At 68.5% G+C, this 24,716-nt stretch carries 25 protein-coding genes, 1 tRNA gene and 2 pseudogenes; 11 read left to right on the top strand and 17 right to left on the bottom strand.

Translation table 11 applies throughout. The features are described from left to right. Window positions 1-81: 81 nt before the first annotated feature. Both B9D87_RS16060 and B9D87_RS16055 read right to left on the bottom strand, forming a co-directional pair. Window positions 82-1,647, bottom strand: a complete 1,566-nt coding sequence (locus B9D87_RS16060; protein WP_007772520.1) for an LCP family protein — start codon at window positions 1,645-1,647, stop codon at window positions 82-84. 347 nt (window positions 1,648-1,994) lie between these two features. After that, window positions 1,995-2,234 carry a hypothetical protein gene (locus B9D87_RS16055; RefSeq protein WP_007772521.1) on the bottom strand — a complete coding sequence of 80 codons (240 nt, stop codon included), beginning with the start codon at window positions 2,232-2,234 and terminating at the stop codon, window positions 1,995-1,997. Between the two features lie 181 nt (window positions 2,235-2,415). Between B9D87_RS16055 and B9D87_RS16050 the strand changes: the two genes are divergently transcribed. Both B9D87_RS16050 and B9D87_RS27050 read left to right on the top strand, forming a co-directional pair. Then, entirely contained in the window at window positions 2,416-3,477 is a 1,062-nt protein-coding gene (locus tag B9D87_RS16050) for a TDT family transporter (protein ID WP_238553463.1), read from the top strand. Window positions 3,478-3,782: 305 nt separating this feature from the next. Next, window positions 3,783-3,959, top strand: a complete 177-nt coding sequence (locus tag B9D87_RS27050; protein ID WP_007772526.1) for a hypothetical protein — start codon at window positions 3,783-3,785, stop codon at window positions 3,957-3,959. Window positions 3,960-3,975: 16 nt separating this feature from the next. On the opposite strand, the gene B9D87_RS16040 is transcribed toward B9D87_RS27050, so the two are convergent. Further along, window positions 3,976-5,469: an amidase gene (locus tag B9D87_RS16040; protein ID WP_007772528.1), complete on the bottom strand. Its 1,494-nt coding sequence runs from the start codon at window positions 5,467-5,469 to the stop codon at window positions 3,976-3,978. A 119-nt stretch (window positions 5,470-5,588) separates the two neighbouring features. Between B9D87_RS16040 and B9D87_RS16035 the strand changes: the two genes are divergently transcribed. From B9D87_RS16035 to B9D87_RS16010, 5 genes and pseudogenes are all read left to right on the top strand, one after another. After that, entirely contained in the window at window positions 5,589-6,464 is an 876-nt protein-coding gene (locus B9D87_RS16035; protein WP_174320929.1) for an alpha/beta fold hydrolase, read from the top strand. Between the two features lie 89 nt (window positions 6,465-6,553). After that, window positions 6,554-7,222: a S1 family peptidase gene (locus B9D87_RS16030; RefSeq protein ID WP_007772532.1), complete on the top strand. Its 669-nt coding sequence runs from the start codon at window positions 6,554-6,556 to the stop codon at window positions 7,220-7,222. Window positions 7,223-7,406: 184 nt separating this feature from the next. Further along, window positions 7,407-7,883 (top strand): lipoprotein LpqH, encoded by a 477-nt coding sequence (locus tag B9D87_RS16025; RefSeq protein WP_007772534.1) that lies wholly within the window; start codon window positions 7,407-7,409, stop codon window positions 7,881-7,883. Window positions 7,884-7,924: 41 nt separating this feature from the next. Beyond that, window positions 7,925-8,937 (top strand): annotated as a pseudogene (locus B9D87_RS27535) (MAP_0585 family protein). 107 nt (window positions 8,938-9,044) lie between these two features. Beyond that, window positions 9,045-9,284 carry a hypothetical protein gene (locus B9D87_RS16010; protein ID WP_007772536.1) on the top strand — a complete coding sequence of 80 codons (240 nt, stop codon included), beginning with the start codon at window positions 9,045-9,047 and terminating at the stop codon, window positions 9,282-9,284. Window positions 9,285-9,295: 11 nt separating this feature from the next. On the opposite strand, the gene B9D87_RS16005 is transcribed toward B9D87_RS16010, so the two are convergent. Then, complete coding sequence (locus tag B9D87_RS16005; protein ID WP_040630774.1) at window positions 9,296-10,243, bottom strand: lytic transglycosylase domain-containing protein; 948 nt, start codon at window positions 10,241-10,243, stop codon at window positions 9,296-9,298. Window positions 10,244-10,398: 155 nt separating this feature from the next. On the opposite strand from B9D87_RS16005, the gene B9D87_RS16000 reads away from it, so the two are divergent. Beyond that, the gene (locus tag B9D87_RS16000) at window positions 10,399-11,187 is read left to right on the top strand and encodes a DUF732 domain-containing protein (RefSeq protein ID WP_007772538.1); all 789 of its coding nucleotides are present in this window, start codon (window positions 10,399-10,401) and stop codon (window positions 11,185-11,187) included. Window positions 11,188-11,804: 617 nt separating this feature from the next. Here B9D87_RS16000 and B9D87_RS15990 read toward each other — a convergent pair. From B9D87_RS15990 to B9D87_RS15960, 7 genes are all read right to left on the bottom strand, one after another. Beyond that, window positions 11,805-12,827, bottom strand: a complete 1,023-nt coding sequence (locus B9D87_RS15990) for a PDR/VanB family oxidoreductase (RefSeq protein ID WP_040630655.1) — start codon at window positions 12,825-12,827, stop codon at window positions 11,805-11,807. After that, window positions 12,824-13,690 (bottom strand): metal-dependent hydrolase, encoded by an 867-nt coding sequence (locus B9D87_RS15985; RefSeq protein WP_007772541.1) that lies wholly within the window; start codon window positions 13,688-13,690, stop codon window positions 12,824-12,826. The genes B9D87_RS15990 and B9D87_RS15985 overlap by 4 nt, the downstream gene beginning before the upstream one ends. Further along, a complete protein-coding gene (locus tag B9D87_RS15980) occupies window positions 13,687-14,595 on the bottom strand; it encodes an alpha/beta fold hydrolase (RefSeq protein ID WP_080598576.1) in 909 nt (302 codons plus the stop codon). Before B9D87_RS15980 ends, B9D87_RS15985 begins: the two co-directional genes overlap by 4 nt. Then, window positions 14,595-15,104, bottom strand: a complete 510-nt coding sequence (locus tag B9D87_RS15975) for an SRPBCC family protein (RefSeq protein ID WP_007772544.1) — start codon at window positions 15,102-15,104, stop codon at window positions 14,595-14,597. The genes B9D87_RS15980 and B9D87_RS15975 overlap by 1 nt, the downstream gene beginning before the upstream one ends. 13 nt (window positions 15,105-15,117) lie before the next feature. Next, a complete protein-coding gene (locus B9D87_RS15970) occupies window positions 15,118-15,756 on the bottom strand; it encodes a TetR/AcrR family transcriptional regulator (RefSeq protein ID WP_007772553.1) in 639 nt (212 codons plus the stop codon). 226 nt (window positions 15,757-15,982) lie between these two features. Next, window positions 15,983-16,057, bottom strand: a tRNA-Thr gene (locus B9D87_RS15965). Window positions 16,058-16,086: 29 nt separating this feature from the next. Further along, window positions 16,087-16,803, bottom strand: a complete 717-nt coding sequence (locus B9D87_RS15960) for a hypothetical protein (RefSeq protein ID WP_007772555.1) — start codon at window positions 16,801-16,803, stop codon at window positions 16,087-16,089. 158 nt (window positions 16,804-16,961) lie between these two features. On the opposite strand from B9D87_RS15960, the gene phoP reads away from it, so the two are divergent. After that, window positions 16,962-17,681: a two-component system response regulator PhoP gene (gene phoP / locus B9D87_RS15955; protein ID WP_007772557.1), complete on the top strand. Its 720-nt coding sequence runs from the start codon at window positions 16,962-16,964 to the stop codon at window positions 17,679-17,681. A 26-nt stretch (window positions 17,682-17,707) separates the two neighbouring features. Next, window positions 17,708-19,166, top strand: a pseudogene (locus B9D87_RS15950) (sensor histidine kinase). On the opposite strand, the gene B9D87_RS15945 reads toward B9D87_RS15950, so the two are convergent. Next, window positions 19,138-19,542 carry an HIT family protein gene (locus B9D87_RS15945; protein ID WP_007772559.1) on the bottom strand — a complete coding sequence of 135 codons (405 nt, stop codon included), beginning with the start codon at window positions 19,540-19,542 and terminating at the stop codon, window positions 19,138-19,140. The pseudogene B9D87_RS15950 and the gene B9D87_RS15945 overlap by 29 nt on opposite strands. Window positions 19,543-19,688: 146 nt before the next feature. Between B9D87_RS15945 and B9D87_RS15940 the strand changes: the two genes are divergently transcribed. Next, window positions 19,689-20,348, top strand: coding sequence for a dihydrofolate reductase family protein (locus B9D87_RS15940; protein ID WP_007772560.1), 660 nt, complete (start codon window positions 19,689-19,691; stop codon window positions 20,346-20,348). Window positions 20,349-20,376: 28 nt separating this feature from the next. Here B9D87_RS15940 and B9D87_RS15935 read toward each other — a convergent pair whose 3' ends face one another. The 5 genes from B9D87_RS15935 to B9D87_RS15920 all read right to left on the bottom strand — a co-directional run bounded on the left by B9D87_RS15935 (window position 20,377) and on the right by B9D87_RS15920 (window position 24,712). Next, window positions 20,377-20,796 (bottom strand): ketosteroid isomerase family protein, encoded by a 420-nt coding sequence (locus B9D87_RS15935; protein ID WP_007772561.1) that lies wholly within the window; start codon window positions 20,794-20,796, stop codon window positions 20,377-20,379. Window positions 20,797-20,815: 19 nt separating this feature from the next. Further along, window positions 20,816-22,495, bottom strand: coding sequence for an oxidoreductase (locus B9D87_RS15930; RefSeq protein WP_254425533.1), 1,680 nt, complete (start codon window positions 22,493-22,495; stop codon window positions 20,816-20,818). Beyond that, window positions 22,492-22,869 carry an oxidoreductase gene (locus tag B9D87_RS27530; RefSeq protein WP_254425532.1) on the bottom strand — a complete coding sequence of 126 codons (378 nt, stop codon included), beginning with the start codon at window positions 22,867-22,869 and terminating at the stop codon, window positions 22,492-22,494. Before B9D87_RS27530 ends, B9D87_RS15930 begins: the two co-directional genes overlap by 4 nt. A 24-nt stretch (window positions 22,870-22,893) precedes the next feature. Then, entirely contained in the window at window positions 22,894-24,021 is a 1,128-nt protein-coding gene (locus B9D87_RS15925; protein ID WP_007772563.1) for an NDMA-dependent alcohol dehydrogenase, read from the bottom strand. Window positions 24,022-24,166: 145 nt separating this feature from the next. Continuing rightward, window positions 24,167-24,712 carry a nuclear transport factor 2-like protein gene (locus tag B9D87_RS15920; protein WP_007772564.1) on the bottom strand — a complete coding sequence of 182 codons (546 nt, stop codon included), beginning with the start codon at window positions 24,710-24,712 and terminating at the stop codon, window positions 24,167-24,169. Window positions 24,713-24,716: the final 4 nt, after the last annotated feature.

Raw genomic sequence — 24,716 nt, 5'->3', positions numbered from 1 at the left:
GCGATCGCCGCGTGCCTGATGGCGGCGACCCGCTGCGCCCGGCTTCGCCGCGCTGGCGATCGCCGCGTGCCTAGAGCGCCGCTAGTTCACGCAGGGCACGCCGCCGCCGTCGATCGGCTTTCCCTGATCGGGCGTCGGATACGTCGTGGTGGTGCCGTTGTAGTAGTAGCTCTTGGCCTTGGTCGACGTCGTCGTGCTGGAGCTGGTGCTCGTCGAGTCGTCCATCTGGGTCTCGTCAGGTGTGGGCATCGAGAAATTCGTGTCCACGGTGAGCCGGATGTGTCCGGCCGCGACGCTGGGGCTGGGCTGCTTGGGCGCGTCCACACCGAGCAGGGTGGCCAGGTTCTGCGCGTCGGTCTGCGCACCGGCGCCGTACTCCACGGTGGTGGTGGTCGGGTCGCCGGATTCGCGGTCGCGGACCTGGCCAGGGGTATAGCCCTTCTTTTTCAGCGCGCGTGACACCTCGCTGGCCTGACCGCTCATGCTGCCGGCGTTGACCACGTCGACGACCGTGGACGGGTCGGGTTTCACGGCGGTGGTCGCCGGCGCTGTCGTCGTCGTGTCCGATCCGATCGCCGCCGCCACCTCGGACCTGATCGCCGCCGGGTCGACGATGTTGACGTCCTGGCCGTCGATGGTGTCGTAGCGCACCACCGGCAGCGTGCGGAACTCGACGTTGCCGCCGGCCAGCCCGCCGAGCCGTTGGATCATGTCGTCGTTCCAGCCCGCCGACAGCACCACGTCCTTACGCGCCACGGCCATCAGGTTCTTGAGCTTGTCGATGTTGGTGAAGGTGCCCGAGGCCTGCAGCTCCTGCATGACCGACGAGATGAACGCCTGCTGGCGGTGGGTGCGGTCCAGGTCGCCGTTGTCCAGGCCGTGCCGCTGCCGGACGAACGACAGCGCCTCCGACGCGTCCAGCCGCTGCCGGCCGGCCGGGAAGTCGGCGCCGGAGTACGAGTCGTAGACGGGGTGATTCAGGCAGACGTCGACGCCGCCGAGGGTCTGCGCCAGATCGAAGAAGCCGGCCAGGTTGACCTCGGCGAAGTAGTCGATGGGGACGCCCGTCAGGTTTCGCACCGCGCGCAGCGTCGCCGCCCGGCCGGCCTCGCGGCCCTTGGTTTCGAGTTCCTTCTGGGTGCTGTTGCCCTGATTGGCCAGCTTTTGGGCGACGTACTGCTTGGTCAGTCCGTACGCCTCTTTGATCTTGATGTGGTTGTATCCCGGGACCCCGGTGAAGGGCACCCAGTCGTCGCGGGGGATCGAGAAGGCCACGACCCTGTTGTCGGCGCTGACGTGCACCAGGATCATCGTGTTGGTGTTGTAGCCGCCGTCGTCGGAGTCGCCGGCGTGCAGATGCTTCAGGATCGAGTTGGGCAGGTCGTTGCCGTCCTGATCCTTACGTGAGTCCAGGCCGATCAGCAGGATGTTCATGTTGTCGCCGCTGGACCGCGGGTCGTCGGGCTGCAGGGCGTTGGAGACGGTGATGCCGCCCAGCGCGCCGTGTGCCACGTAATAGCCCGCCCCGGTGAGCCCTACGGCCGCCACGGAGACGAGCGCGCCCAGGGTGCGCGTCAGCCCCTTGCGGAAACGGGAGGGTTGACGGACGGCTCGATGACGGCGATGCGCGCCGCCCGAGCGGGCCATCACAAACCTCTGCCCACGCCCAGCGCATCACCGGGCACCGCAACGGTGCATCGCGGCGATGTCGCTTCAAGCATGGTCACAAGTATGCGTTAGCTTGCTATGAAGCCCCCAATCGAGAGCACCCGTCACAGCGTCGGAGCAGGCGCGTCCGTCGGGCCGGGCGGCCGCGACGCGCGCTCGCCGTACCCGCTCTACCAGCGCGTTGTGCCCGGCCGGCGTCGGGGTGGTCTCCGGGAGGTCTCGGGCCGGCCACGCGGTCGCCCGGATCGAGCCGAACTCGTTATCGAGCGGATACCGCCGAGTGGATCGTTGCCGCGCGGACCGGGCCAGCAAACCGCCGCCGCCGGTCATCGGGCCTTGACCAGGTCCTCACCCGAGTTGTAGAAGAGCGTGATATTGGTGCCGGTGACGATCTCGGCGAGGTAGACGCCGACGGGTTCGACCTCGTAGTAGAAGTGGACGTTGCCGGCGTTGTCCACCGCCGACGCGCACGAAAAGCCCGGCGCACCGCATCGTTGCTTGATGGGTGCCGCGAGGACGGTGAGCAGCACGACGGCGACGCCGACGATGAGCGGGACCCTGTTCACTGCCGGCCTCGGCTGTGCCGGATTCACCACGGGTGGAGTGTAAGCGGCGAATCCGGCGGCTTGCGCGGGCGGCGCAGTAGGTTCTTCAGCTGTGGCAATCGCGCACCCGCACGAGGTATCGCCGGCGCACACCCGCGTCGAGGTACTCGGCAACATCGGGCCCAACTGGTTCGCCTCGGTGATGGGCACCGGGATCGTCGCGACCGCCGGCGCCGCCCTTCCGGTTCACGTCGTGGGGTTGCGGGCATTCGCTCTGGTGGTCTGGGTGATCGCGGCCGCGCTGCTGGTGGCGCTGATCGCAGTGGTGGGTGGCCATTGGCTGCGCCACCCGACCGTGGTGCGCACCCACGCCCGCAATCCGCAGATGGCGCATTTCTACGGCGCGGCCCCGATGGCGCTGATGACGGTCGGCGCGGGAGCCGTGCTGGTCGGCAGGGACCTGCTCGGCGAGCGCATCGCCGTCGACCTGGACTGGGTGCTGTGGACCGCCGGCACGCTGGGCGGGCTGTTCACCGCCGTCAGCATTCCGTTCCTGATGTTCACCCAGCACGAGGTCGAGCCCGACGCGGCCTTCGGGGGCTGGTTGATGCCCGTCGTCCCGCCCATGGTGACCGCGGCGACCGGGGCGCTGCTGCTTCCCCATATGGCGGCCGGCAGCGGGCGCACGACCATGCTGTACGGCTGCTACGCGATGTTCGGCTTGTCGTTGCTGGCCTCGCTGAACATCATCGCGATGATCTGGAGCCGCCTGACCCTATACGGCACCTCGGGTTCCGCGCGGGTGCCGACGTTGTGGATCGTGTTGGGTCCGCTCGGCCAATCCATCACGGCCGCGGGGCTTTTGGGTGCCAACGCGGCACTGGGTGTCGAGCCCGGGCTGGCCGAGGACCTCGACGCGTTCGCGATCCTGTACGGCGTGCCGGTCTGGGGTTTCGCGGTGTTGTGGATCGCGCTCGCGACCGCGCTGACGGTGCGCACGCTGCGCCGCGGAATGCCGTTCGCGCTGACGTGGTGGAGCCTGACCTTCCCGGTCGGAACCTTTGTCACCGGCACCTCCCAGCTGGCCGGTCACACCCACCTGCCCGCGTTCCGGGTGGCGGCGGCGATCGCCTATGCGGGGCTGCTGTTCACCTGGCTGCTGGTGACGGTCCGCACTGCGCGGGGCAGCCTGCGCGGCAACCTGCTCAAGCTGCCGCCCAGCACCGCCCCGATCAAGGCGCACAAGGACTCCGCCCGTCGCTAGGGACTGCCGTCGCGGAAGTTTTGGTGCCGCCGTGCGCGTTTGGCCGCCCGGGTACGACGGGTACGCCGCCATGAGCCGAGCAAAAGGACTGAGCATGATCGACACACGCCTCAGGCCGTTTTCGGCGCAGCGGCCGCGGAATTCGGAGCCGGCGCAGCCGGGCAGTCCCGGTGAGACGCCGGAGCGGCTCACACCGGCGGAAACGCCCGAACGGCTCGCGCCGGCGGAATCGCCCGAGCGGCCGGCGCCCCCGGAACCACCCGAGCGCCAAGCGCCGGAATAACGATCACGATTGGAGAGCGGACATGCGCGCCGAAGAAGGCGACGAAACCGTCAAGGACTACGCGAACGAGGGTAAGGAAACCCTGGGCCGCATCGAGGCTTCGCGGCATGCGGGGGGTCGTCTCGGTGACATCGCCCGGCGCTTCGCGCGCCTGTGGCGAGGCCCGCGCGACGGCGGGGACGCCGGTCCTCCCGGATAAACCCTTCAGCGACAGGCTAATTCGGCGCCACCGGTGCCGGATACCGGTGGGCCCATGGGCGCGCCTCTTCGAGCTGCGCCGCCAACTGCAGCAGATCGCCATCCGCGCCCAGCCTGCCGACGAACTGCACACCCAGCGGAAGCCCGGCGTCCGTCCAGTGCAGCGGTACGCTGATCGCCGGACGGCCGGTGAGGTTGGCCAGCTGCGTGTAGGGCACCCAGCCCAAACTCTCCTGGATGAGGTCATCGAGTATTCCGCTGAGCCCCATCAGTTTTCCGGCGCGCACCCTGCTGACCAGACGGGCCACCCGTTGTAAAACCGGCGACGTCGTCGTGGCGCCTACCGGCAGAGGCGGGGTGGCCAGCGTCGGCGTCAAAAAGAAGTCGTAGCTCTCGTGGAACGCCGCCAACGACTGGATGTAGTCGTTTCGGTGTTCCAGCGCGGCCATGACGGGTTGCACGCCGCCGGACCGCCCGAGTTCGGCGATGGCCAGGGTGTCGGCCTCAAAGTCGTTGTCCCGCGCGCCGGTTCGCTGTTTGATGTCGGCGACCTGCTGCTGCAGCTGGGCGAACCAGATGGTCAGGAAGTCGCGACCGAGCGCCGCGTCGTCGTAGGGCGGTGCGACTTCGTCGACCTGATGGCCCAACTCGCGCAGGAGCGCCGCGGCCTTTTCGACCGCGGCGACGGCCTCGCGGTCCGGCCGCGCATTGATCGCCGAGCGTGCCGAGTAGCCGATTTTCAGGCTTCCCGGGCGGTGCTTGATCTGTTCACCAAAGGGCTTGTCGGGCAGCGCGATCCGGTAGGCCGCCGCAGGGTCGGGGCCGACGATCGCGTCGAGCAGTGCCGCACTGTCGCGCACGGTGCGCGACACCACACCCTGGGTCGCCATGCCCAGCATCAGTTCACCGGTCTGCGGGCCGTAGGGCGCCAGCCCCCGGCTGGGCTTGAGGCCGACCAGCCCGTTGCAGGCGGCGGGGATGCGGATCGACCCGCCGCCGTCGTTGGCCCCGGCGGCGGGAACGATGCCCGCCGCCACGGCCGCCCCCGATCCGCCCGACGAGCCTCCGGGCGTGTGCCCGGTGTTCCACGGGTTGCGGGCCGGGCCCCAGTAGTCGGGTTCCGTCACTCCCTTGGCCCCGAACTCCGGGGTGTTGGTCTTGCCGAAGATCACCAGCCCCGCGTCCAGGAAGCGCTGGGTGACCAGGGCGTGGCGGTCGGCGACGTCGCGGGCCAGCGAGCGGGACCCGCACGACGTCGCAAAGCCGCGGTATTCCTGAGCGAGGTCTTTGAGCAGGAACGGCACACCGGCGAACGGCCCATTCAGGTTCGGGTCGGCCGCCTGGCGGTCCGCGACGTCGTCGAGGCGGCTGACGATGGCGTTCAGCCGCGGATTCACCGCGTCCGCTCGTTGCCGCGCCAGCGCGAGCAACTCGGCCGCGGTGACTTGTTTGCGCTCGACCAGCTCTGCCAGGGCGGTCGCATCCAGCGACATGTACTCGTCAAGATGCATGCGTTCTCCTTGGCTCCGGTCCGGCTGCGCGCGCCCGGCGCCCGCTCAATTGACGCCACGGCATGCTGTTGACGTTAAGCCAACGCGAGCTTTTCGTGGGGGCGCCTTAGTATCACCTGGTGCCCACGGCAGCCGAACCGTTTACGATCCAGGGCCCCGGCGGGGTTCAGATCGTCGCTGACCGCCTCGGGGATCCGCAGGCGCGCGCAGTGGTGTTCCTGCACGGCGGCGGACAGACTCGCCGGTCCTGGGGCAAGGCGGCGTCCGCCGTCGCCGCGCGTGGCTGGCAGGCCGTCACCGTCGACCTGCGCGGGCATGGCGAATCGGACTGGTCGGGCGACGGCGATTACCGCGTCGTCAGCTTCGCCGCCGACGTCCAAGAAGTGCTGCGCACGCTGCCCCCGCAACCGGTGTTGGTCGGCGCCTCGCTGGGCGGTTTCACGTCGATGCTGCTCGCCGGGGAGCTGTCCCCGGGCATCGCCAGTGCGGTCGTGTTGGTGGACATCGTGCCGAACATGGACCAGTCCGGCGCCAACCGGATCCACGCCTTCATGGCCGACCGGGTGGAATCGGGCTTCGGTTCACTCGATGAGGTCGCCGACGCCATCGCCGAATACAATCCGCATCGGCCGCGACCGACCGACCTGGAGGGTCTGACCACCAACCTGCGTCGCCGCGGCGACCGCTGGTACTGGCATTGGGATCCGCAATTCATCAGCGGCACTGCGGCTTTCCCGCCGTTTGAGGTCACCGATCCCGACCGGATGCACGCCGCCGTCGAGGCGATCCTGCGCGGCGGGGTCCCCATCCTGCTGGTCCGCGGCCAGATGAGCGACCTGGTCAGCCAGGAGCGCGCCGACGAATTCCTCGCGCGTTTCCCGCAGGTCGAATTCACTGACGTCCGCGGCGCCGGGCACATGGTGGCCGGCGACCGCAACGACATCTTCGCCGACGCCGTGCTGGACTTCCTTACCCGGCACGTCGACGCCGGGTGAACCACGTGCACGGAACGGATTGGTCGCCACCTCATTTCAGGTCGGCAGCGCTGTTACTATCTGCCGGGCGTAAGCGGAGGAGGACGGACGTGACCATACCGTGGTTGCGGGGGCTCGGGTTCTTGGCAGCGGTGATGGTGGCCGCGACGGCGGGCGCGAAATCCGCTCTGGCAGCGCCGCCCCCGGCTCTGCCGTCGCCCCCGCCCTCACCGGGAATTGGTGTCGATCACGAATCCGGCAGGTGCACAGCAGGATTCGCGGCGCAGGGCTCCGACGGCAGCTACTACCTGATGACGAGCGGGCACTGCGACGCGCACGACGGCAGCGAATGGACGTACGGCAACGACGCCCCGCTCGGGCGGATCTCAGCGAGCGAGCACGACGGCGATAAGCGCGACGCCGCGATCATCCGGCTGGAGCCCAGTGTCGGCATGCCGATGGGTGACGTCGGCGGCAGATACTTGGTTCGAGATGTGTTGAGCCGCCAGGATATTCAGGTCGGTATGCCGTTCTGCAAAATCGGGGCCGTCACCGGTGAGACGTGCGGCGCCATCAAAGGCATCAATGGCGACGTCGTCGAAGCCAGCGTGTTCAGCCTGGACGGCGACAGCGGCAGCCCCGGCTTCGTGATGAACCCGGACGGCACCGTCAGCGCGGTCGGCCTGCTGATGTCGTCGCCCGACGGGGATGACTACACGACCTACTTCATGCTCATCAACCCGCTGCTGGGCAAGTGGGGGCTGCGGGTGCTTCCGTGAACGCGCTTGCCGGCCGGTGACCAGGCCGACCCGCGGCACGTAACGTAGCGTTTGCAATTCTCGGGTACCGGGTATCAGGTGGACCGGCCGTAAGGCGTCGGCCCGCTGGGGCCAGGTAGCCCAGCTGTTTTGACGCGGCCGACGCAACGAGGCAGCGGAACCAGCGACACGAAGGGAAGCAGTAGTGAAGCGTGGGATCGTGGTCGGCGTAGCCGGCGTGGCCCTGGTGGTCGCGGCCAGCGCCGGATGTTCGAGCAACAAGTCCAGTACCGGTTCGTCGGGCTCGTCGTCGTCAGCGGCGGCCGCGTCGGCGGGCCCGGTGCTCACCGTCGACGGGCAGAACCAAAACATCAGCGGCCAGGTCACCTGCACCGCCGCGGGCAACAACATCAACATCGGCATCGGCGACCCGACCGCGGGCCTGGGGGCCGTGGTGAGCAACGGGAACCCGCCGCTGGTGCACTCGGTCGGGCTGGGCACCGTCAACGGCGTCGCACTCGGCTTCTCCGACGCCGCACCCAGCCAAAGCGGCAGCGCCGGGGCCGCGGTCAACGGCAAGGATTGGGCGATCAAGGGGACCGCGGTCGGCACCGACATGAGCAACCCGCAGCAACCGCAGCAGGTCACCAAGCCATTCGAGTTGGATCTCACCTGCCCGTAGTGCAGGTGCGATTAATCCCAAGAGGGGACGCAGCTATGTCTATGAAACGTGTCGTCAGCGCCGCCGCGTTGGCCGCCGGCCTGAGTATCTCCGCGGCGACGCTGAACGCGGGGTCCGCCTACTCCGCCCCGCTCGACCCACCTCCCCCGTGCCCGAACTGCCACGGCGGCGGTGGCGGCGGCGGGGCAACCCGGGCGGGCCCGGCGGCCCGGGCGGGCCGGGTGGTCAGCCAGGTGGTCAGCAGGGCGGGCCGGGCGGCCAGCCAGGGGGGCAGCCTGGTGGCGGTAACAACCCGCCGCCGGCGCAGGGTGGCCAGAACAGCCCGCCGCAGGGCGGTCACAACAGCCCGCCGGCCCAGGGTGGCCAGACGAACCCGCCGCAGGGTGGTCCGAACAATCCGCCGCAGGGTGGTCCGAACAACCCGCCGAACGAGCACGGGCAATACCCGCAGCAGGGCGGTCCGAACAATCCGCCGCAGGGTGGCCCGAACAACCCGCCGAACGAGCACGGGCAATACCCGCAGCAGGGTGGCCCGAACAACCCGCCCAACGAGCATGGCCAGAACCCGCCGGCGCAGGGCGGCCAGACCAATGCGCCGGCGAACCAGAACCCGCCGCCGAACAACAGGCAGCGATTCGAGGCACTGAATCCGCCGGCCACCCAGCCGCCGCACCCGCCGTACATTCCGCGCCACGACGTGGTCACCGCCAACGCGCAGATCGGTGGCCCCGCCGGCCCGGATATCCAATTCAGCATCCCGGGTCGCGGGGCACCCCCACCGCCACGCCCGCACGGCTACGGCTGGAACGATGGTCCGGCTCCGGGCCACCCGCCGCCGCACTGGGAAGGCCCGCCGCCTCCGGGGGGCTGGGACGGTCCGCCCCCTCCGGGAGGCTGGAACCGGCCGTGGGACGGTCCGCCGCGTGATTGGGATGCGGGGCGGCGTGACTTCGGGCCCTTCAACTACAACACCTTTACCGTCGTTCCCGTCTTCAACTGGCAGTACGGAGGATGGGGCTACTGGTTCTTCGGTGTGTGGGTGCCGCTGTACTGAGATCGGGTGTCAGCGGGCGCGGTCGTTCCTCGGCGCGCCCGCTGACGCATCTTCGGGAGCGTTTTCTCCACGCTGCGGCGGCGTCGCCCGCATGGCAGGCTCCGGGAATGGACGTGAGAGAGAACGTTCGCCGAGCCATCGACGTCATGACGGCGTGGTCGTCCGACGGCGGCCCCGACTTCACCTGGAGCCGGCTGGTGGAGAACGTGCTCGACGAGCCCGACGGCGACCTGATGCTGCTGATGGGCTTCGTCAATCTCGCGGGCGAGCTCGGGATCAGGCTCGAGAAGGCCACCGGTCAAGACGTGCGATCGCACCTGCAGGACATCGCCCGCAAGTATCTGTGAGCTACCCGCGGCTACTGCGGGTGCGCGGCCACGTACGCGGCTGCCGGGACGGGTGACGCCTCGTCGTAGCCGATGGGCAACAGCACGTCGCCGGCCGTCGTCAGGCAATAGACGTCCCAGCGGTAGTAGGCGGCGAACGTCGCGGGATCGGCGGCGATCAGCGCCGCGTACTGGTCGACGGCGCGCACGTATTCGCCGGCGTGGTTGTAGCCGTAGAGGGCGTGATCGCGATCGTTGGCGAAGCCGTTGGCGGCCAGGAAGCGACCCGCCGCCAGGATGCTGTCGTGGGGCGAGTGGATGTCGCCACCCTGGCCGTAACCGGCGAACGTCGAGGGCAGGAACTGCATGGGCCCCTGTGCGCCTGCGGTGCTCGCGCCGACGATGCTGCCGAAGCGGCTTTCGACGAAGTTGATCGCCGCCAGGTAATTCCAGCCGACGCCGGATTCCGCTTCCGCCTGGTGGTAGTAGTTCAGCAGCTCGTCGGCCGGTGCCGGGGGCTCGATCCGCCACGCCGGCAAGGTTTCTCGCACCGGGGTCAACGCGGTGAGTTGGCGGCGGGCGTCGACGTTGCGGTCGTAGACATCGACCAGTTCCGGCGGGATGCGCGGGCGCGTGGTGGCGTCCCATTCGGGGTGGCGTCCGATGGCACGGTAGGCCGCCTGCTCGCGGTGCGCCGCCGCCGTCAGCGCCGGCTCGGGTGTTCCCGGATCACGCAGCGCTCGCTCGTCGGCGACGAGGTCGTCGGCCAGCTGCGCGGGGTCCGACGCCAGTCGGGGCTGCGCGCCACCGGGCGTTCCGGCGTCCGCGGGCACCATGCGCGTCGTCGGAGCCGGCGGCGCGGCGACGCGTGTGGGTGTGGTCGGGCCGGTCGTGGCCGTCGGATGCGGCGCCGAACAGCCGACGATCGCGAGCGCGATCGCGCCGACGACGAGCGCCCCGGCACGCCGGTCACGGCTCACGGTGATCACGTCCGTCCATTGCCTCGAATCCCCACGGCGGCGGTTGGTTGGCCCACCGCGAGTCTGTCGCATCGGACCGCGTGACTTCAATGCGGCGACGGTCTTTTGTTCACCGGGAGTTGTGACAAACGCGCGACGCTCTCAAACTGATTGATATGCGCGACCGCGAGAAGATCGACTCGGAATTGCGGCTCATCGCGCTACGGCGCCAAGCGATCCGCGAGCAGGGCGGTCGGCCGTCGTCCCTGGAGGCAGACGCGCTGCTCGACGAGATCCTGGCCCACGGCGCGGGATCGTCCGAGCCGGTCGCGTTCGACGCCTGGGAGACCGAGGTGCTCGCCGCCGCCCCGTCGCTGGAAAGGAAAACCCGGGCCCTCGCGTCGCGGCGACGGAAGGTCGCCGCGCTGCGTCGGGTGACGCTGTTCGCGGCGTTGCCCCTGTCCCTGGCGGCCGTGGTCGCCGCGGTGGTGGTGATGTTCGCGCTCCACCGCCAGGATTCGTCGGCGCAGCCGGAGAACCCGCCGCCGCCGGCCGCGCCCTCGGCAACCGTCGCGCCGAAGGCGTCCGCCCCGGCGGTCAACGTCGCCGACTCGGCGTTCGTCGCCGCGCTGAAGCAGGAGGGCGTGCCGGTTCCCAGCCCGGACTACGTGACGAACCAGGGGCACGCGGTCTGCGACTTCCTGGCGCACCAGCCGAACTTCGCCGACGCGGTCGGATTCGTGCAGCGCAACTCGATCTGGGACGCCAACCAGAGCACCGCCGTCACCGCGGGCGCCATCGTCGCGTACTGCCCTCAGTCTCGCCCTGCGGCCTCCAACCAGATCTCACAGGCCGATCAGAACGCGCTCTCCGATCTGCAGGCCATCGAGCGAAGGCTGCAAGGCATTCAGGGAAACCTGCAAGACATCCAGGGCGGCCTGGACGCCATCCCGGGCCACCCGTAGAGGGCTCGGCGTCTTCGCAGCTGGAACGGGTTTTCCCCCCGCGTTGCGCCACCGAAAGAATGCCCAGGTAAATAGTGGCTGACCTTCATTGTTTTCGCAGTCAAGGGGAGTACTTTGACGGCTGACAAGGAGGACTCGTGGGCTACCTCACCGCTATCGATCCTGTTGACCACCAACGGACCAGTCGCCCGCTGGTGGGACAAACGTTGAAGAGTCCGGCCAAAGAGCCCGGGCTGCTGCTGATGGCGGTCGGTCTGGCGGCGTACGGAATTTGCCTCACCTGCTTCGCCCACTTCCGATACGGGGCGGGGATCATCGCCGCCGGCATCTCCTTGGCGGCGATGGCAGCAGGGGGAGCCTGGTTGTGGAAAGAGGCGCGGCGGGTCCGGAGACTCGAAAGCGACTGGGACATCGGGGATCACCGGACCCGGCCGGCTGACCTTGCCGTCACGTCGGGGAGGCCGAGCCCCCTGTCAGGATTGAACTCTTGTGGCGCCGCGACGGGACGGGGCGAAAACCCCTCTTAGCGGCGAAAGTGCATCACCGGAGGTCAAAGCAGCTGACCGTAACTGTGGGCAATTTGTGGGCACGCTCGCAGGCACCAGCCGCTGGTCGGCTTAAAGATCAATGGTGATATCGGAGTCCGCGCGATCGACACAAAGCAACATGCTGTCGGAGCGATCCAAGAACTGGGATGTACCGCGCCTGCCGACCGTGCCTTCGAGGACGTCGACGCGGCAGGTGCCGCAGAATCCCTGCTGGCAGGAGTACGGCACGTCAGGCAGCACGCTGCGGATTGCGGCGAGGGCCGAGGCGTCAGCCGGCACGTCCACCCCGCCGCCTGAGCGCCCGAACCTCACTGCGAACGGCTGGCCGCCGACGACCGGGGGCGCAGAGAACCGCTCGAAGTGGAAGCCGGCGTGCGGATGGGTGTCGAGGGCATCGCGGACATCGTCAAGGAACGATGGCGGCCCGCAGAAATAGACCGACGTCTGCGCATCGACGTTGGCGAGCACGTCCGATACAGCCGGGACGCCATACCGAAGTCGCAGGCGGTCAACCGGCGACTCGCGGAGTTCCGCCAGGAACGGCATCGTCGATTCATCCCGGCCGACGTACGTCAGGCTCCAGTCGATGCCCAACGCGGCCGCGGTGCGGATCATCGGCAACAACGCGGTGATACCGATGCCGCCTGCGATGAATGCGACCTTGCGAATGTCGCGCCTGGCGAAAAAGGGGTAGGCGAACGGAAAAGCGTTGCGGGGCCCGCGCGTAACGATCTGTGCGCCGGCCTGCAGGCCGTGAATCTCGACGGAGCCACCCCCGCCGGAGTCGAGCCGTCGGACGGCGATGCGGTACTCGGTACGGTCGTCAGGATCTCCGCACAGCGAATATTGCCTCAGTAGTCCCGAGGGCAGCACCACATCCAAGTGAGCCCCCGGCGTCCACTCCGGGAGCAGGCCGCCGCCCGGGTCCGCAAGAGTCAGCCCCATGACGTCGGCGGCCTCCAATTCGGCGCGCGTGACGGTGAGCCGTAGTTCGCGGTCGACCGCGACGACGTCCCGCGTGCGCAGGCGCGACGCGATCCCGGCGTAGCCGGCGACAGCGGTTTCAAGCCACGCCATGAGGCGGTCGGTCATACGGCCGCCCGGGCGGCTGGGGAACTCGCGAGATAGGCGACGGCCTGGCTGGTCGAGCCGTAGTTGCGGGGGTGGTACGAGGGTCGCAGGAATTCCACCCACATCTTGACGGCGTCCCACGGCGTGAAGACGTAGCCCGAACGGTACGCGCGGCGCACGTCGCGCAACCGAGCCTTGCGCCGCTCAGGCGGCAGTTCGGGGTCCACCGACATCAGGTGCGCAGTGCCTCGCGCCCACAGCAGCGCGAGGACCGGCGACACCGCCACCCAGGCGCGCACCCGGCGCCAATAGCTCCCGTCGAGGTGAGTGAACAGATCGAACGCGACGTGGCGGTGCTCGACCTCCTCGGCGAGGTGCCAGCGGAAAAGGTCGAGCACCCGCGGCTCGAGGTCGCGGTCCCATCCCTGCGCATTCAGGCCCCAGTCGCCGAGCCATGACGTGAAATGCTCGAGGGCGGCGACCATGGCGACCCGCTCGGTGAGCCAGCCACGCGCCTTCTTCGGATCGTTGAATTCGCGTTGGCCGAGCACCTGGCGGAACAACCGCCGGAACCCCTCGGTGCAGGGCGTCACGTCCAGGCCCTGCTCCTGCAGATAGTCGAGGATCGATTGGTGTGAGCTGGAGTGCGTCGCCTCCTGACCGATGAATCCGATGACGTCCTCGCGGACGGCATCGTCCTTGATCAGCGGGAGCGCCTCACGGAATGTCTGGACGAAGAAGACCTCGCCTTCAGGCAGCAGCATGTTCATCCCGTTGGCGATGTGGGTCCCCATCGGGTCCCCGCCCATGAAATGCATCGGGAGGCCGGACCAGTCCCAACTGACGTGACGAGGCGCGAGCGCGACCTTGCGGGAATCGTTCATCGTTGCAGCCTTTCTGGCAGGCGCGGCTGCCACCGCACGATCCACGCGACAACCGCGGAAGCGATACCGCTCGGGTTGTGGGCCGGCGCCCAGTGTCCGCCCGTCACCGGTGAGATGTGCACCGTGTGCACGTCGGGGTGCGGGTCGGTCTGGCTGACTGGCGGAATGAAGACGTCCGACGTGGGGGTGAGGATCTGGACCGGCACTTCGGTCCCGCCGCGCTCCGCGCGGGCCAGCCGTGGGAGCAGGTTGGCGGCATACATCCGGACCGCGGCACCGTTTGCGCGGGCGCTGCGGCCCGTAGCCGATTCGGCGTCGTCGTCTGGGCGTTCGAAGACCTTGACGGCGGCGGCCACGCTCAGGTCGACCAAGCCGAGCCGGCACAACAGAGGCGCCAGCAGCGGGATCTGCAACAAACCCATGTAGATGGGTGATTTCCACAACGCGACGACGTCTTGCCAGCGACCGTCCCGCACGCGGCGCCGGATCCAGCCGGGCAGGTGGTCGACGCACGGGCCGGAGATCGACGTGTAGGACAACACCCCGCGGTGTCCGGGATCGGTCACCAGGTGCCAGCCCTGTACCGAGCCCCAGTCGTGGCCGACGAGGTGCACGCCACCACCATCGTCTACGTGGTCGATAACCGCCTGCAGGTCGGCGGCGAGAGCGTCCAGGCGGTAGTCGGCGATCCGTCGCGGCTTCGAGGATGTACCGGCGCCGCGGACGTCGTAAGTCACGACGTGGTGGTCCTCGGCCAGCCGCGCCACCACGCCGTCCCACACCCTGTGGTCGTCGGGGAATCCGTGGACCAGGACCACCGTTGGGTGGGACGGGTCGCCATACCGGTAAATCCCGAGGTTGACGTCATCAGGCCGGGTGAGAATATCCGTCGGACGTGCGGACATCAGGGCCGCCTTTGTGCGGGCCTGTGCGAAGCAAGGTGTGCACCACCGCGTGACGCGTCGACGTTTCTGGCCGTCAGTACTCGGCGTTCGACGTTGCGCAGCACCAGCCGAAAGGCGACGCCGAACCCGATACCGAACGCGGGATCGAGGACTTTGCCGATCAACGGTGCTTGGATCCCGAAGATCGTGGTCCAGGTGACTTGCGTGCCTTGCGCGGTTTCGATGAAATCCACCTGCCCATAGCGGTGGTCGGCGCGTGGCCGGGAATCACGGATCCGGTACTGCATCCGGTGCGGGCGCTCGAACCCGGTGATCTCCTCGCACAACCGAATCGGGCCACAGTCGAGTTCGCGGACCGCGCCGAGCCCGTTGCGCTCGGTATCGCCGGGCCGAGTCACCCGACAGCTTCGGACCCCGAAGACCTCAGAGAGTCTCTCGTGATCGGTGTAGGCGTCAAACACCTCATCGATGGGAGCGGCGATCATCTTGGTGACGTGCAGGGTGTACACGGAGTCCTTTCGGTCAGTCAATACGCGGGGCCGGCGGGTCGAGTGGGACGGCCAGCACTGCCCGCACGGCAGCTTCCATCCGCCGTTCGATGGCCGCGTCGATCGGGCGGTCTTCGAGCAGGCGGCGGCGAAGCATCCCTCCCGGTATGTCGACGATGCACGCGGTGATCGCGTCAACAGCGATCCGGTCGGCGCGGTCCCACACGCCTCTGGCCAGGAGGACCAGGAGTGCAACAAAGCGCTCTTGAACCTGTGTCAGTTCGGCGACGGTCTCTGCCGTCAGGTCTGTCGAGAACAGCTGATCGCGTCGCTGGGCGAAAAAGAGCTGGGCGCTGGCGGGGTAGCGGCGTGTCAGGATCGCCGGGGCCAGTGCGGTGTCGACGACCGCTTGGTGGGCCCCGTCGGGTCCAGAATCGTTCGTCGCGGCGTTTACGGCATCGTTCATGATCGCGCCCAAGCGTGCGGCCGCGCGTAGCCACAGCCTCGCGAGCAGCTCGTCCCTGGAGTGGAATGCGTGGTAGATCGTGCCGTTGGAGACCCCTGCGGCGGTGGCAAGGCCGCGCAAGGTGAACCCAGCGGGGTTGTCGCTGACGACGAGCCGTTCGGCGGCATCGAGGAGGTCATCAAGGGCGTGGAGCCGGCGCCGAGCCATGCGCCCACTGTAATAGATCTACCGTTCTAGAGCGAATTCCCTATTTGTGGCGAGCCGATCGGTTTCGCCGCGTGGTGCGGCGATGATCCTGGACGCTTACGCCGATTCGTTCGACTCAGATCTCTCATCTGTTGCCGTCCGTGCGGGCGAAATTGTGGGGACGACAGTCGCTGCCGGACGGCCGCTCGAAGCAAAATGCTCGTCTACCAGCACCGACGGGAGTGAATGGAGCCCCCTGTCAGGATTGAACTGACGACCGCTCGCTTACAAGGCGAGTGCTCTACCACTGAGCTAAGGAGGCGGGGTTGAAACCGGACCCAGCCTAATCGGTCAGTCGTCGGTGTCGATCACGCGCGCTGAGCGCACCGCCCGCGACGACGGACGCCGGCGCCCCGGCAGCGGGATCCGGTCGGCGATGTTGCTCAGCGGGTTGACCACCATCGTGAGCGCGATGACGGCGTCTTGCAGCGTGGCGATGGCGGGCTCGAGCGCCTCCATCCCGGGTGTGAGCCGGGCCAGGGTGTCGGCGACGTCGGCGAGCTGATCCAGCGGCCCGTTCTTGGCCGTCAGCTTGTCGACGAGGCCGCCCTCGGCCAGCAGCCGGTCGGCCAGGCCGTCCTCGGCCAGCAGCCGCTCGATCAGACCTTCCTCGGCGACCAGTTGATCGGCCAGCCCGCCGGGCTGCAGCGTGCGTTGCAGCGCGCCGCCCTCGGCGGTCAACCGGTCCAGCAGGCCGCCCTCCGCCGTCAGCATGTCGACCACCCCGCCCGGGCGCAGCAGGCGGTCGATCGGACCGTCCGCCGCGATGGCCCTGCCCAGCGGGGCGTCGTCGTCGAGCAGCCTGGCCAGCCGGTTGGCCCGGACGATCGCGTCGTCGATCCCCAGCATGGACGTCATCGCATTGGTGCCGCCCGCACCGCCCTCACCCAGCGCACGCTTCGCGACGCCGACGGCCGCGCTAGCGACGCCCAGACCCGCATCCGCGGCGGCCAGCCCCGCCCGGGCGGGCGCGGTCGCGGCCGAGACGATGTTTCTGGCGAGGCTCATCCCCTGAGTCTATTCGCGACGCAGGCCGGTAAAGGGCGTTACGTCCCAAGGCAATGCGATGATCCCTGGCAGACTACTATCAGTCTGTTGGCACTGAGCTTTCAGGAAGCACACAACCTTCACATAGCAAACGTTCAAGCAAGGGACATGAGCATCTGATGACATCGACAACCCCGAGCGACACCAAACCGGAGGCCCGCATCCTCGTCGTCGATGACGAAGCCAACATCGTCGAGCTGCTCTCGGTGAGTCTGAAATTTCAGGGTTTCGAGGTCTATACCGCGACCAACGGAGCCCAGGCCCTGGATCGGGCGCGCGAGGCGCGACCCGATGCCGTGATCCTCGACGTGATGATGCCGGGCATGGACGGCTTCGGGGTGCTGCGGCGGCTGCGCGCCGACGGCATCGACGCGCCGGCACTGTTTTTGACCGCGCGGGATTCCTTGCAGGACAAGATCGCCGGGCTGACGCTGGGCGGTGACGACTACGTGACCAAGCCGTTCAGCCTCGAAGAGGTCGTCGCCCGGTTGCGGGTCATCCTGCGCCGTGCCGGCAAAGGCGGCGCCGAACCGCGCAGCGCGCGGCTCACTTTCGCCGACATCGAGCTCGACGAGGAAACCCACGAAGTGTGGAAGGCGGGTCAGCCGGTATCGCTGTCGCCGACCGAATTCACGCTGCTGCGTTACTTTGTGATCAATGCCGGCACGGTGTTGAGCAAGCCGAAGATCCTCGACCATGTGTGGCGCTACGACTTCGGAGGTGACGTCAATGTCGTCGAGTCCTACGTGTCGTACCTGCGCCGCAAGATCGACACCGGCGAAAAGCGCCTGCTGCACACCCTGCGCGGAGTGGGTTATGTTCTGCGCGAACCGCGCTGAGCCGGACGGCAGCGAGAAGTAGATAGATGGACACCAAGCCTCGACGTGGGTTGCCCCTTCGGATAGGGCTCGTCGCCGCGACCCTGGCCCTGGTCGCCTGCGGCCTGGCCGTGTCCGGCATCGCGGTCACGTCGATCCTGCGGCACAGCCTGGTCAGCCGCATCGACTCCACACTGCTCGACGCGTCGCGCGGCTGGGCACAGGCCCCGCGGCGGCAGTCGCCGCCACCCTACGAGGGTCCCGACCCGGGCCGGCCGCCGTCGAAGTTCTATGTGCGCGGCGTCAGCATCGACGGCACCCCGTTCACCGCCATCAACGACCGCAACGCCGAACCGGCGTTACCGGCGGACAACGACGTTGGCCCCAACCCGACGACGTTGCCCTCGGTGAACGGCTCGGACATTCAGTGGCGGGCCGTGTCGGTGCACGGTCCGCACGGGCTGACGACGGTCGCGATCGACCTGTCCGACGTCCAGCACACGCTCAGCTGGCTGGTCTGGTTGCAGGTGGGCATCGGGGTGGCGGTGCTGGCCGTGGTCGGCATCGCCAGCTTCGCGGTGGTGCAGCGCAGCCTGCGGCCGCTGGTCGAGGTCGAGCGCACGGCCGCGGCGATCGCCTCCGGTCAGCTGGATCGCCGTGTGCCGGAACGAGATCCGCGTACCGAGGTGGGCCGGCTGTCCCAGGCGCTCAATGGGATGCTCGCGCAGATTCAGCAGGCGCTGGCGTCCTCGGAGTCCTCGGCGGAGAAGGCCCGCAGCTCCGAGGACCGGATGCGCCGGTTCATCACCGACGCCAGCCACGAACTGCGCACCCCGCTGACCACCATCCGCGGCTTCGCCGAGCTGTACCGCCAGGGCGCCGCCCGCGACGTCGCGATGCTGTTGTCGCGGATCGAGAACGAGGCGTCCCGGATGGGCCTGCTGGTCGACGACCTGCTGCTGCTGGCCCGCCTCGATGTGCAACGACCCCTCGAACACCATCGGGTGGACCTGCTGGCGCTGGCCAGCGACGCCGTGCACGACGCGCAGGCGATCGACCCCGGGCGCACCATCACCATGGAGGTCCTCGACGGTCCCGGCACCCCGGAGGTGCTCGGCGACGAGGCGCGGATCCGCCAGGTGCTGAGCAACCTGGTCGCCAACGCCCTGCAGCACACCCCTGAAAGCGCCGACGTCACCGTGCGGGTCGGCACCGACGGCGACGACGCGGTGCTCGAAGTGGCGGACCAGGGCCCCGGCATGAACCAGGAGGACGCGTCGCGCGTCTTCGAGCGGTTCTATCGCACCGACTCGTCGCGGGCCCGGGCCAGCGGGGGTACCGGCCTGGGGCTATCGATCGTCGAGTCGCTGGTGCGCGCGCACGGCGGCGCCGTCAGCGTGACCACCGCGCCGGGCGAGGGCTGCCGGTTCCGGGTGACGCTGCCGCGCATCAGCGACGTGTCCGCGCCCGAGCCGGCTCACGCCAACTGAGCCAGCGCCGCCTTGATCTTGGCCTGGGCCTCGTCCAGCGATTCCGCCGATGGGTTGCGGTCGACGTTGGCGAAGCCGAAGTCGCTGAGGCTGCGGGTGGGGAAGACGTGCACGTGCAGGTGGGGCACCTCCAGCCCGGCGATGATCAGGCCGGACCGCTCGGTCCTGAACGCCTTGCACACCGCCTTGCCGATCAACTGGCTGACCTCCATGACCCGGGCGAAGGCCGGGCCGTCGACGTCCTGCCAGTTGTCGAGTTCGGCGCGGGGCACGACGAGCGTGTGTCCCTGCGTCATCGGCTCGATCGTCAGGAACGCGACGACGTCGTCGTCCTCGTAAACGAAGCGGCCGGGTAGTTCACGGTTGATGATCTTGGTGAAGATCGACGCCATGGCCCCAGCATAGGTTCGGCGAAATTGCGGCCGTGCCGTGGTCACCCTCGGACACAGCCCCACACGGCGATCCCGGCGAGGGACCGATGAGTTTGGCCGGTGGCGCGGGTCCATCCTGCGACAGCCCACAACAGGAGAGTGTCCCTATGTCACGAGTGCGCGTGCACAACTTTTCGATTTCCCTCGACGGCTTCGGTACGGGGATCGGCCAAAGCATGGATGCGCCGTTCGGGCATGCCGCCGGACGGTTGCACGAGTGGTTTTTCGCGACACGAACCTTCCGCGCCATGCACGGCGAGCCGGGCGGGGCCACCGGCGTCGACGACGCCCTGGCCAGCCAATGGGCGCCGGGCGTCGGCGCCGAGATCATGGGTCGCAACAAGTTCGGGCCGCAGCGCGGACCGTGGACGGGTGGCAAGGGCGGCGAAGAATGGAGAGGCTGGTGGGGGACGGAGCCGCCGTTTCATACCCCGGTGTTCGTACTCACTCATCACCCCCGGCCCTCGATCGAGATGGACGGCGGCACCACTTTCCACTTCATCGACGCGAGTCCCGTCGAATCCCTCCAGATCGCACGAAAAGCCGCCGGGGACAGCGATATTCGCCTCGGGGGTGGGCCGACGAGCATCCGCCAATTCCTTGCCGCGGACCTCGTCGACCATCTGCACATCGCGGTGGTGCCGATCATCTTGGGGCGCGGGGAGCCGCTGTGGGACGGGCTGGAGGGCCTCGAGCGGCGATTCGACGCGGTGGAGTCGGTGAGCAGCCCCAGCGGCGTCGCGCACCTGATCTTCACGCGCCGCTAGGGAAATCGACTTCGGCCGAGGGGCCGACTCAGTCCTCCTTGCCGAACTCCATCACGTCGAGGTTCCAGTACCCGCGCATGTTGGTGATCAGTCCGGCCTCGTTGACCTTGTAGGTGAACACGCCGCGCACCTTGCTGGTGACTCCGCCTTCAAACCTGCTCTGCAGCACCAGAATATGAGCGATCTCGTCGGGCGAACTCGACGGAAAGGTCTCCTCGCACGTGATGGTTAGCTGGTTCTGCGCGATGTTGTTGTCGAAGAACTCCCCGACGGCCGCCTTGCCGCGCACCCCGGTGCCGTCGGGGTTGGTGACGGACTTGCCGATCGGATCCTCGATGACGACGTCGTCGGTCATCAGCGCGAGCCAGCCCTCGCGGTCCTTGGCCTGTGCGCAACGCCAGGACGATTGCGACGCCGTCAGTGCGGGGGATTGGGCGGTTTGGGTCATCGTTGATTCTCCTGTCTTCTCATATGGCGCACGCGGCGCGCGCGCCGTCCTCGGTGGCTTTGCGGATCAGGCCGAGTCCGGTGCAGTCGCCCGCGGCGTGCACCTCGGCGCCCGGCAGGGCCTCGACGATCGCGTCGAACAGGGCGGTGTCGGGCTCGACCGTGCCGGCCAGCACGACGCTGTCGGCGGCCAGCCGCCGGGTGGTTCCGCCCGCGGGGGTGAATTCCACCGCATCGGCGGTGATGCGTTCGGTGGCCGCGCGGACGTGCACGGTGACGCCCAGTCGGTCGAGACGGTCCATGTGTTCGGTCTTGCGCTTGTTGCCCACTTCGGGAGCGATGTCCTTGCCGGCTTCGAGTACGGCCACCAATCGGCCCCGGCCGGCAAGGAATTCGGCCAATTCGAGGGCGACCAGGTCGCCGCCGACGATGACGACGCGACGTCCTATCGGCATCCAGGCCCGGCTGGCGAACCGGATCGCGGCGGGCCGCACCAGCCGCTGCGGCCACCCGGACAACGCCGAGGCGCCGATGCGCTGCCAGGCCGGGGCACCGGAAGGCGCACGGCCACCGAGTAATTCGCGTAGGCCGGGCCCGGTGTGCACGTGCGCGCGGTCGGCGCCGGGAATCGGGGGCACGACGACACGGCCGCCGGTGGCCACCACTACCGCGTCCGGGGCGGTCGCGACGACGTCGTGCACCGACGCCGGGTGGCCCAGCCGCACCTCGGTGCTGCTCGCCCTGACCTCGTCGCACAGGTAGCGCAGGAACGGCTGGTTCTCCGGGTGCAGCACCGAGGCCCAGCGCAACGCCCCGCCCAGCTGCGCGCCGCGCTCGAACAGCGTGACGTGGTGGCCGCGCTCGGCCGCGACCCGCGCGGCCTCCAGCCCGGCCGGCCCGCCGCCGATCACCACCACTCGTTTGGCGCGGTCGGCGCGGACCGCGGACAGCTGACGCTCCTTGCCGGTCCGCGGGTTGACCGCACAGTCGACGGAGAAGCGCTGTTCCATTGCGTCGATGCAGTTTTCGCACGAGATGCACTTGCGGATCCGGTGCGCCTCGCCGGATGCGATCTTGCGCGGCAGGTCGGGGTCGGCCAGCAGCGGGCGGCCCATCGCGATGAAGTCCGCCCGGCCGTCGGCCAGGATCCGTTCGGCGCGGGCCGGGTCGTGGATGCGGCCGACGGCGATCACCGGCACGTCGACCGCCTGCTTGACGGCGGCCGCGGCGCCGACGTTGAGCTCGTCGCCATCGTCGGCGCCGTTGACCATGCCGGTGACCAGCCGATCGATCACCCCGCCGCTGACGTGGAAGGCGTCGACGCCGGCGGCGACGAGTTCGGGTGCCAGCCGGGCGGTTTCGTAGATGGCCCGGCCGCCGGCGACGCGTTCGTAGCCGGAGATGCGCAGTGTGATCGGCAGGGCATCGCCGATCTCGGACCGGATCGCGGCCAGCGCCTCGAGCACCACCCGCACCCGGCCGCGGGCGGAGTCACCCCGATAGTCGTCGGTGCGCCGATTGCGTTGCGGGGCAAGGAACGAGCCCAACAGCATGTAACCATGCGCGGCGTGCAGCTCGATGCCGTCGTAGCCGGCCTCGACGGCGCGCCGGGCCGCGGCCTTGAACAGATCGAACACCGCGGTCAGCTGCTGCGGGCTGATCTCGGCCGACGGGCGCCCGGTGAGGTAGGAGGGAATCACCGAGGGCCCCAGCGATTCGACGCCGAAGATCTCCGGCCCCAGGCCGTCCGGCCCGCGTGCACGATCTGGGGCTGAATCTTGGCGCCGTGCTCGTGCACCACGTCGACCAGCGCACGATGCGCGCTCACGGCGTCGTCGGTGGCCAGGTGCAGGCCGCCGGGGGTCTCGGGGTGATGGTGGTCAACCCCGGTGGCGCCCAACGTGATCAGCCCGACCCCGCCGCGGGCGCGTGCGGCGAAGTAGTCGCGGGTGCGCTGTGACGGCAGCCCGTCCGGCGTCCCGTACATCGTCTCCATCGGAGACATGACCAGGCGGTTGCGCACGCTCATGGCGCCGATGCGTCCCGGCGCCATGAGGTGGCCGAAGCCGGTCACTGAGCGGACGCGGCTGATAGGTGGTTACCGGTCGGCGTCGGTGAACCGGATGACGCCGCGAATGTTCTTGCCGTCCAGCATGTCCTGGTAGCCGTCGTTGATCTGCTCCAGCTTGTACTGCCGGGTGATCATGTCGTCCAGGTTCAGCTTGCCGGCCTTGTACATCGACAGCAGCTGCGGGATGTCGTACTGAGGGTTGCCGCCACCGAAGATGGTGCCCTGCAGGTTCTTCTGCATCAGGGTCAGCATCGCCAGGTTCAGGTTGACATTGGTGTCCAGCAGGCTGCCGATGGCGGTCAGCACGCAGGTGCCGCCCTTTTGGGTGATGTTCAGGTAGTTGTCGACGTCGGCGCCATGCAGCTCACCGACGGTGACCACGACCTTGTGGGCCATCAGGCCGTAGGTGACCTCGGCCATGCCCGCCATGGCGGCCATGATGTCGGGGTAGACGTGGGTGGCGCCGAACTTGAGCGCCTGGTCGCGCTTCCATTCGACCGGGTCGATCGCGAAGATGTAGCGCGCTCCGGCGTTGACGGCGCCCTGCAGCGCCGCCATGCCGACCCCGCCGACGCCGACGATGGCGACGTCCTGGCCCGGGCGGATGTCGGCGGTGCGGACCGACGAACCGTAACCGGTGGTGACGCCGCAGCCGACCAGCGCGGCCACCTCGAACGGGACGGACGGGTCGATCTTCACCACCGAGCTGCGGTGCACGACCATGTAGGGGGAGAACGTGCCCAGCAGCGTCATGGGGAAGACGTTCTGGCCGCGGGCCTGGATCCGGAAGGTGCCATCGGACACCGCGGCGCCGCCCAGCAGGCCGGCGCCGAGGTCGCACAGGTTGCGCATGCCGGCCTGACAGGTCGGACACTGCCCGCAGGACGGGATGAACGACAGCACGACGTGGTCACCCGGGGCGATGTCTTCCACGCCGGGGCCGACCTCGGTGACGATGCCCGCGCCCTCGTGGCCGCCCAGCACCGGGAAACCGGCCATCGGGATGCCCCCGGTGACCAGGTGATGGTCGGAGTGGCACATGCCCGCCGCTTCCATCTGGATCTTGACCTCATGCGCTTGCGGGTCGCCGATCTCGATTTCCTCGATTGACCAGGGCTGATTGAACTCCCAGATCAGTGCGCCTTTTGTCTTCACGATGGTCCTGACCCCATTTCGCCTTTGAATCGATCAGAGCTGACCGGCCCCTTCATGCCGGCCAGCTAGGTGACGAGTGCCACAGGCACCCTTGTCGCGTCAGCATAGCGCGTGCAACAAATCAAATGCTTGGTTGGCTCCCCCCTCACCAGATGGGGACGGGGGCCTCGCCCAGCGGGTAGTAGCCGGGCAGCTTTTCGCCGGCGATGCTGCGCTCGATCCGCTTCTGCATGCCCTCGCTCAGGTCGCCGGACTCGATGAGTTTGCCGAACATGTAGGCGACGTGCCCGAAGTCGAAGAAATCGCGCTGCCATTCGATCTTTTGGTCACCGTTGAGCCGGAACCAGCTGCCGCCGATGCCGTAGATCTCGTCCTGGGTGCCGTCGGCCTTGTTGACGATCTGCTTCCAGAAGCCGACGATCTCGCCCTGCTTCTCGTCGATGAGCACCTTCTGGTACTCGTACACCCAATTCTCCAGGCCCTCCATCTCCAGGCCCAGCGCGACGTCGCGGATCTCGTCGACGCCGACGCACATCACGTCCTCCTTAGGGCCGATGTTCCAGCCGTAGGTGGCGTCCTGGGTGTAGAAGTCCGCCAACGGTCGCCAGTCACCGGCCTTCTCGCAGTCCTTATTGGCCTGCAGCCAGCGGTCGACCCATGCCTCGAGATCTTCGCGCGAGTGTGACGCCATTGTC

Source organism: Mycobacterium colombiense CECT 3035 (genome assembly GCF_002105755.1).
GTDB classification, from domain to species: Bacteria; Actinomycetota; Actinomycetes; order Mycobacteriales; family Mycobacteriaceae; genus Mycobacterium; species Mycobacterium colombiense.
The sequence above is the reverse complement of the archived record's forward strand: the minus strand, read 5'-3'. Positions and strand labels throughout refer to the sequence as shown.

What these genes read in the sequence shown, in the direction of transcription:
- B9D87_RS27050 (WP_007772526.1), top strand. Translation starts at nt 3,783, where the DNA reads ATGCGCGCCGAAGAAGGCGACGAAACCGTCAAGGACTACGCGAACGAG.
- B9D87_RS15935 (WP_007772561.1), bottom strand. Translation starts at nt 20,796, where the DNA reads ATGACCCAAACCGCCCAATCCCCCGCACTGACGGCGTCGCAATCGTCC.
- B9D87_RS15990 (WP_040630655.1), bottom strand. Translation starts at nt 12,827, where the DNA reads ATGACCGACCGCCTCATGGCGTGGCTTGAAACCGCTGTCGCCGGCTAC.
- B9D87_RS15945 (WP_007772559.1), bottom strand. Translation starts at nt 19,542, where the DNA reads ATGGCGTCGATCTTCACCAAGATCATCAACCGTGAACTACCCGGCCGC.
- B9D87_RS15985 (WP_007772541.1), bottom strand. Translation starts at nt 13,690, where the DNA reads ATGAACGATTCCCGCAAGGTCGCGCTCGCGCCTCGTCACGTCAGTTGG.
- B9D87_RS15940 (WP_007772560.1), top strand. Translation starts at nt 19,689, where the DNA reads ATGTCACGAGTGCGCGTGCACAACTTTTCGATTTCCCTCGACGGCTTC.
- B9D87_RS15970 (WP_007772553.1), bottom strand. Translation starts at nt 15,756, where the DNA reads ATGGCTCGGCGCCGGCTCCACGCCCTTGATGACCTCCTCGATGCCGCC.
- B9D87_RS15960 (WP_007772555.1), bottom strand. Translation starts at nt 16,803, where the DNA reads ATGAGCCTCGCCAGAAACATCGTCTCGGCCGCGACCGCGCCCGCCCGG.
- B9D87_RS15980 (WP_080598576.1), bottom strand. Translation starts at nt 14,595, where the DNA reads ATGTCCGCACGTCCGACGGATATTCTCACCCGGCCTGATGACGTCAAC.
- B9D87_RS16060 (WP_007772520.1), bottom strand. Translation starts at nt 1,647, where the DNA reads ATGGCCCGCTCGGGCGGCGCGCATCGCCGTCATCGAGCCGTCCGTCAA.
- phoP (WP_007772557.1), top strand. Translation starts at nt 16,962, where the DNA reads ATGACATCGACAACCCCGAGCGACACCAAACCGGAGGCCCGCATCCTC.
- B9D87_RS16040 (WP_007772528.1), bottom strand. Translation starts at nt 5,469, where the DNA reads ATGCATCTTGACGAGTACATGTCGCTGGATGCGACCGCCCTGGCAGAG.
- B9D87_RS15920 (WP_007772564.1), bottom strand. Translation starts at nt 24,712, where the DNA reads ATGGCGTCACACTCGCGCGAAGATCTCGAGGCATGGGTCGACCGCTGG.
- B9D87_RS16050 (WP_238553463.1), top strand. Translation starts at nt 2,416, where the DNA reads ATGGGCACCGGGATCGTCGCGACCGCCGGCGCCGCCCTTCCGGTTCAC.
- B9D87_RS16000 (WP_007772538.1), top strand. Translation starts at nt 10,399, where the DNA reads ATGCGCGACCGCGAGAAGATCGACTCGGAATTGCGGCTCATCGCGCTA.
- B9D87_RS16010 (WP_007772536.1), top strand. Translation starts at nt 9,045, where the DNA reads ATGGACGTGAGAGAGAACGTTCGCCGAGCCATCGACGTCATGACGGCG.